Here is a 6,009-nt window from a genome sequence, read left to right on the forward strand (position 1 = left end):
GCGGCGAATCCGAGCGTCATCTCTATAAAAAATTGAGGAGCACATCGATGCGCGTCATTCTGCTGGGAGCTCCCGGGGCCGGTAAAGGTACTCAGGCAAAGTTCATCACTGAAAAATTCGGCATTCCACAAATCTCCACCGGCGACATGCTGCGTGCGGCCGTCAAGGCCGGCACCGAGCTGGGCCTGATCGCCAAGAGCGTGATGGACAGCGGCGGCCTGGTCTCCGATGACCTGATCATCAACCTGGTCAAGGAACGCATCAGCCAGGACGACTGCAAGAACGGTTTCCTGTTCGATGGCTTCCCGCGCACCATTCCCCAGGCTGAAGCCCTGGTGAAGGCCGGCGTCGAGCTGGACAACGTGGTGGAAATCGCCGTTGAAGACGAAGAGATCGTGCAGCGTATTGCCGGTCGTCGTGTTCACGAGGCCTCGGGCCGCGTCTACCACATCGTCTACAACCCGCCGAAAGTCGCGGGCAAGGACGATGTCACCGGCGAAGACCTGGTGCAGCGTAAGGACGACACCGAAGAGACCGTGCGTCATCGCCTGTCGGTCTACCATTCCCAGACCAAGCCGCTGGTGGACTTCTACCAGAAACTCTCGGCCGCCCAGGGCAAACCGAAGTACAGCCACATCGAAGGTGTGGGTTCGGTTGAAGCCATCACTGGCAAAGTACTGGAAGCGCTGATCTGATCGTTCATCCGCTTGATTGACAACGGCCCGCTTGCGGGCCGTTGTTGTTTATACTGACGCACTTTTTTTCAACGTGGATGCATACACCGATGAGCACCTTGCTGGCCCTGGACACCGCGACTGAAGCTTGCTCCGTTGCCCTGCTGCACGATGGCAAGGTTACGAGCCACTACGAGGTGATCCCGCGCCTGCACGCGCAGAAGCTGTTGCCGATGATCAAGCAATTGCTGCTGGACGCGGGCACCACCTTGTCGGCGGTGGACGCCATCGCATTCGGGCGTGGCCCGGGTGCGTTCACCGGTGTGCGCATCGCTATTGGTGTGGTCCAGGGCCTGGCGTTTGCGCTGGAGCGTCCGGTGTTGCCGGTGTCCAACCTGGCGGTGCTGGCGCAGCGGGCATTTCGCGAACACGGCGCCAACCAGGTCGCGGCGGCCATCGATGCGCGCATGGATGAAGTGTATTGGGGCTGCTACCGCGAAACCGCTGGCGAGATGCGCCTGGTGGGGGCTGAAGCTGTGCTGTCGCCTGAAACGGCGGCCTTGCCGGCTGATGCCAGCGGCGACTGGTTCGGTGCCGGCACCGGCTGGGGCTACGGCGAGCGCATTGGCGTGACGCTTGCCGGCCAGGATGCCGGGATGCTGCCCCACGCCGAAGACCTGCTGGCCCTGGCACGCTTTGCCTGGGAGCGAGGCGAGGCGATTCCGGCGGACCAGGCGGCGCCCGTGTACCTGCGGGATAAAGTGGCGCAGACCAAGGCTGAACGCGGGATTATTTGACGTCAAAAGTGCGGGCAATTTCAGACAAAAATAGCCAATCGTCAGAATTTGCCCGCGCTTTTAAACCTTTTACCAATTATGTGTTCTAGTTATCACCAGAGCATTTGCGCGCCATGGAAAGCGCCACTAAAATGCCATCACCGATACCGAGTTCGCATGTATGCGCATAGACGGCTTTTCATCACAGTCCTACCCCCTCAAGCGCAAGCCTCGCAAGGCGAACGTGACGGTAGACGACTCCGTCGAAGACTCGCCCGATTTTGTTGAAATCCAGTCCGACAACACTGCTGTTTCAACCCGTTCCCAGGGTTCCGGCGGTGCACGCACCAGCGGCGTTCCTGCCCGCCAGCAAGACATGATCTTCCCGCGCTCCATGAGCAAAAACGTCGCCAATGCCCTGGCCAGCTACCTGACCACTGCCGGCTTTGTCGAATGGGATATGGAAGTGCTGGGCCTCGATATCCATATCTGATGCTGTTGCCTTACTACCTCGGTTGTCCGTCCTGGAGTGAAAACGCCTGGCGCGAATACCTGTATCCTGCCGACGCCCGCTCCAGCGATTACCTTGCCCTGTATTCCCAGGTCTTCAACGCCGTCGAGGGCAACACCACGTTCTACGCCCGTCCTTCCGTCGCTACCGTGCAGCGCTGGGCTGAAATCATGCCCGAGCATTTTCGCTTCACGGCCAAGTTTCCGGGGGATATCAGCCACAGCGGCAACCTGATCGAGCAGTTGCCGGCGGCGGAAAGTTTCCTGGGGTTGATGAGCCCGTTGGGCGAGCGTATTTCGCCGTTGTGGCTGCAGCTGCCGGCCAGTTTTACCCCGCAGCGCCTGGGTGAGTTGGCCGGGTTTATCGACGGGCTGGAGCGACCGTTGGCGGTGGAGGTGCGTCACTCGGAATTTTTCGCCAAGGGCGACGCCGAGCGCAGTCTCAACCGCTTGCTGCGCGACCGCGGTGTCGAGCGCATCTGCCTGGACCCGCGTGCGTTGTTCAGTTGCACCTCCACCTCGGCAGCCGTGCTGCACGCCCAATCGAAAAAGCCCAAGGTGCCGCCTCGCCCGGCGGCGCTGACGCAGTTTCCGCAAGTGCGCTTTATCGGCCATCCGGAGTTGGAAGCCAATGATCCGTTCCTGATGCCCTGGATTGAAAAGGTTGCCGGCTGGATCGAAGAGGGTCGCACGCCCTATGTCTTTCTCCACACCTCTGACAATCGCCTGGCCGCCCAACTGGCTTTTCGCTTTCACGAAAAGCTGATGGTGCGTTTGCCCGGCTTGCCGGCCTTACCGCAGATTCATCGAGAACCCGAAGCGGAGCAACTGGGGTTACTCTAAGGCTCCTTTTCCCGACAGGAGTCAGTCATGGATGCCCAAACCCTTCGCGCCGAAACCTTCAAGGCCCTGCATGAGCGTGACCGCGCGTTCGTGATGCCCAATCCATGGGATGCCGGCTCCGCAAAAATGCTCGCCAGCCTGGGGTTTGAAGCCCTGGCCACCACCAGCGCCGGCTTTGCCTTCAGCCTCGGCCGCCCGGATGCCGAAGGTGCGTTGTCCCTGGAAGACACCTTGGGCAATGCCGGGGCGATCGTCCAGGCGACCTCGCTGCCCGTCGCCGCCGACCTGGAAAACTGCTTCAGTGACACCCCTGAAGGCTGCGCCAAGACTATCCTGCGGGCGGCAGGGACTGGGATTGTCGGTGGCTCCATCGAAGACGCCACCGGAATTGCCGTCGACCCGATCTATCCCTTTGACCTTTCCGTGGAGCGCGTCGAAGCCGCAGTCGCCGCTGCCCGCAGTTTGCCATTCCCCTTCACCCTGACCGCCCGCGCAGAAAACCTCCTGCATGGCCGGCTGGATTTGCCCGACACCATTCGCCGCCTGCAGGCCTACGCCGAAGCTGGCGCCGACGTGCTCTATGCACCGGCCCTGCGCAGTGCCGAGGAAGTATTGGCGGTGGTGAAGGCGGTTGCACCCAAGCCCGTGAATATCTTGATGTCAGGCGCCCTGAAACTCAGCGTGGCGCAGTTGAGCGAGATGGGCGTCAAGCGCATCAGCGTCGGCTCGGCCATGGCCCTGGCGGCTTATGGCGAGTTCTTCAGGGCGGCCCAGGAGGTTCATGAGTTGGGCACGTTTACCTTCACTGAGCGCTCGATGCCGTTCAACCAGGCCAATCAACTGTTCAAGGGCTGAGGCGTGCGTTTCTTCAAGGTGCTGGGCGTGCTGCTGGTGTTGGCAGGTGGTGTGTTGGTTGGCGTGTGGCGGGGCTGGGTGCCGCTGCCCGATGAGTGGAACCCGTGGGCGCCGCTGGACGTGCGGGCAAGCCCGAACCTGCTGACCCGATTCAAGCTTGGGCGTTTGCAGGATGATCCTGCCCTATGTGACCAAGTGCTGAAGACCTCCGGGCTGCGGGTCGCCCATCAGGCGGACAGCCCTGCCGACGCGGCTTGCCCGCTGCGCAATACATTGCGGGTTCAAGGCGCTGATGTCGGCTTGAGCAGCAGCTTTCTCGCCAGTTGCCCGCTGGCCGTGGCGTTCGCCCTGTTCGAGCGCCATAGCCTGCAACCAGCGGCCCAGGCGGTGTTTGGCCAGGTAGTGACGCGGGTCGATCACCTGGGCAGCTTTGCCTGTCGCAATATCTACAACCGCGCCAACGGGCGACTCAGCCAGCATGCGTCGGCCAATGCTGTGGATATCGCCGGGTTTCGCCTGGCGGACGGGCGCACCATCAGTGTGCTCAAGGATTGGCCGGGTGACGGCGAGCGTGCGCGCTTCCTGCGGCAAGTGCGCGACGGCGCCTGCAAGGATTTCAATGTGGTGTTGAGCCCGGATTACAACGCCGCCCACCGTAATCACTTTCATCTGGACATGGGTCGGTGGTGGGTGTGTCGCTGAGGGTCAGGCGGCCAGGCGCAGGTTGTGCAGGATCAGCGGACGCGCCCAGCGGCTGTCGAAATCCAGGGCTTTCTGTTGCTCAACCAGCTCTTCTGCCGGGAACGGTGGCGGTGGTGGTGGCAGCAGGTCCAGTTCGAATTCGGCGATCGGCAAATGCAGCGGGCGTGGTTGCGGCGCCGGACCCGGTTCGGGCAGCGATTGGCCGGCGGCCAGGACGATCGGGCGCACCCAGGCGCTTTCGAAGTTTTGCTGCTTTTGCTGGGCGACCACTTCTTCCGCCGGGTACGGTGGCGGGGCCGGTGGCAGCAGTTCCAGTTCGAATTCGGCGATGGGCAGGAACAGCGGCTCGGGCGGGGCGATCTCGGTGTCTGTCACATCACAGGCGCGCTGGGTGACGATCTGCGACAGCAGGTCACTGCCTTCGCTGGGTTCTACCGCCGGGTCCACAGGTTTCGTCACCGACTTGGCGAGCGCGCCCGGCGTGTCGCCGAGCTGTTCGGCCAACGCCTGGGCGAAGAAGTCCTGCCACACATGACTGACGCCGGCCAGCGCTTGGGTATTGCGCAGGCCGAAGTGGTTGTGGGTCGGCAGTACACCGGTGAATAGCGAAGGAATGTCTGACATTTCTCTCGATCGTCGCTCAGCTCTGGCAAAATGCCGGATCCTTTTTTTTATCGGCCGCTTTTTGCCGATCCTTAATATTTTTGAGCGTAGTCACCGATGAGCGAACAACCAGCGGCCAGCCGCATTCGGGTCGAGGCCTTGGCCGAAGGTTTTCAGGCACGTGCGCAGCACTGGGCCGAGCAGCTGGGGTTGCCTTTGCAACTGGATGAGGCGGACTTTGCCTTGCAGGTGGGGGAGCAGGGGCTGCAGTTGCAACAGCTGGGGCCTGAGGCGCCGGGGCCGGTGCGGGTGGATTTTGTGGAGGGTGGGGCGGCGCACCGGCGTCTGTATGGCGGCGGCAGCGGGCAAATGATTGCCAAGGCGGTGGGTGTGGCGCAGGGCGTGCGCCCCAGGGTGCTGGATGCTACCGCCGGGTTGGGAAAGGATGCATTTGTGTTGGCCAGCCTGGGTTGCGAGATGAGCCTGATTGAACGCCAGCCGTTGATTGGGGCGTTGCTGGAAGATGGCTTGGCGCGAGGTGCAGAAGATTTTGAGGTGGCGCCGATTGTGGCGCGGATGAGGTTGCTCAAGGGCAACTCCATTGAGGTGATGCGCGATTGGGAGGGGGAGCCGCCTCAGGTGATTTATCTGGATCCGATGTTTCCGCATCGGGAGAAGACGGCGTTGGTGAAGAAGGAGATGAGGTTGTTTCGGCCGCTGGTGGGGGATGATCCGGATGCGCCGGCGTTGTTGGCGGCGGCGTTGGCTTTGGCCAGTCATCGGGTGGTGGTCAAGCGGCCGCGTAAGGCGCCTTGTATTGAGGGGGTTAAGCCGAGTCATGCGTTGGATGGGAAGTCCAGTCGGTATGACATTTATCCTAAGAAGGCGCTGAAGTCCTGAGGGTTGGGTACATATCCGTTATTTAGGTAACGGCCACTTAGGGTTCCGCTCTTACAGCGGGTCACTTTTGGCAAACGCCCCAAAAGTAACCAAAAGGTCTTTGCCCCACCACTCGGTGCCTCGCTCAGGCTCGGTCTGCCCTCACC

Annotated in this window: 8 protein-coding genes; 7 read left to right on the forward strand and 1 reads right to left on the reverse strand. The window is 61.8% G+C overall.

What is annotated here, in order from left to right:
• The first annotated feature begins 47 nt into the window (after positions 1 to 47).
• The 6 genes from adk to HX814_RS31220 all read left to right on the forward strand — a co-directional run bounded on the left by adk (position 48) and on the right by HX814_RS31220 (position 4,360).
• On the forward strand, positions 48 to 695 hold the full coding sequence (adk, locus tag HX814_RS31195; protein ID WP_008431098.1) for an adenylate kinase: 648 nt from the start codon (positions 48 to 50) through the stop codon (positions 693 to 695).
• 89 nt (positions 696 to 784) lie between these two features.
• Positions 785 to 1,471, forward strand: a complete 687-nt coding sequence (gene tsaB / locus HX814_RS31200) for a tRNA (adenosine(37)-N6)-threonylcarbamoyltransferase complex dimerization subunit type 1 TsaB (RefSeq protein ID WP_003219215.1) — start codon at positions 785 to 787, stop codon at positions 1,469 to 1,471.
• 160 nt (positions 1,472 to 1,631) lie between these two features.
• Complete coding sequence (locus tag HX814_RS31205) at positions 1,632 to 1,943, forward strand: hypothetical protein (RefSeq protein ID WP_003219213.1); 312 nt, start codon at positions 1,632 to 1,634, stop codon at positions 1,941 to 1,943.
• Positions 1,943 to 2,803, forward strand: coding sequence for a DUF72 domain-containing protein (locus HX814_RS31210; protein WP_177008493.1), 861 nt, complete (start codon positions 1,943 to 1,945; stop codon positions 2,801 to 2,803). The genes HX814_RS31205 and HX814_RS31210 overlap by 1 nt, the downstream gene beginning before the upstream one ends.
• 27 nt (positions 2,804 to 2,830) lie before the next feature.
• Entirely contained in the window at positions 2,831 to 3,658 is an 828-nt protein-coding gene (locus HX814_RS31215) for an oxaloacetate decarboxylase (RefSeq protein ID WP_177008494.1), read from the forward strand.
• Positions 3,659 to 3,661: 3 nt separating this feature from the next.
• Complete coding sequence (locus HX814_RS31220) at positions 3,662 to 4,360, forward strand: extensin family protein (RefSeq protein WP_177008495.1); 699 nt, start codon at positions 3,662 to 3,664, stop codon at positions 4,358 to 4,360.
• Between the two features lie 3 nt (positions 4,361 to 4,363).
• Here the strand turns inward: HX814_RS31220 and HX814_RS31225 are convergent, their stop codons facing one another.
• Positions 4,364 to 4,984: an energy transducer TonB gene (locus HX814_RS31225; RefSeq protein WP_177008496.1), complete on the reverse strand. Its 621-nt coding sequence runs from the start codon at positions 4,982 to 4,984 to the stop codon at positions 4,364 to 4,366.
• A gap of 96 nt (positions 4,985 to 5,080) precedes the next feature.
• Here HX814_RS31225 and HX814_RS31230 point away from each other — a divergent pair, with 96 nt between their 5' ends.
• Positions 5,081 to 5,863 carry a class I SAM-dependent methyltransferase gene (locus HX814_RS31230; RefSeq protein ID WP_003219204.1) on the forward strand — a complete coding sequence of 261 codons (783 nt, stop codon included), beginning with the start codon at positions 5,081 to 5,083 and terminating at the stop codon, positions 5,861 to 5,863.
• Positions 5,864 to 6,009: the final 146 nt, after the last annotated feature.

The sequence above is a fragment of the Pseudomonas sp. C8002 genome, assembly GCF_013385765.1.
In the GTDB taxonomy this organism is placed as follows: Bacteria; Pseudomonadota; Gammaproteobacteria; order Pseudomonadales; family Pseudomonadaceae; genus Aquipseudomonas.

What these genes read in the sequence shown, in the direction of transcription:
- adk (WP_008431098.1), top strand. Translation starts at nt 48, where the DNA reads ATGCGCGTCATTCTGCTGGGAGCTCCCGGGGCCGGTAAAGGTACTCAG.
- tsaB (WP_003219215.1), top strand. Translation starts at nt 785, where the DNA reads ATGAGCACCTTGCTGGCCCTGGACACCGCGACTGAAGCTTGCTCCGTT.
- HX814_RS31205 (WP_003219213.1), top strand. Translation starts at nt 1,632, where the DNA reads ATGCGCATAGACGGCTTTTCATCACAGTCCTACCCCCTCAAGCGCAAG.
- HX814_RS31210 (WP_177008493.1), top strand. Translation starts at nt 1,943, where the DNA reads ATGCTGTTGCCTTACTACCTCGGTTGTCCGTCCTGGAGTGAAAACGCC.
- HX814_RS31215 (WP_177008494.1), top strand. Translation starts at nt 2,831, where the DNA reads ATGGATGCCCAAACCCTTCGCGCCGAAACCTTCAAGGCCCTGCATGAG.
- HX814_RS31225 (WP_177008496.1), bottom strand. Translation starts at nt 4,984, where the DNA reads ATGTCAGACATTCCTTCGCTATTCACCGGTGTACTGCCGACCCACAAC.
- HX814_RS31230 (WP_003219204.1), top strand. Translation starts at nt 5,081, where the DNA reads ATGAGCGAACAACCAGCGGCCAGCCGCATTCGGGTCGAGGCCTTGGCC.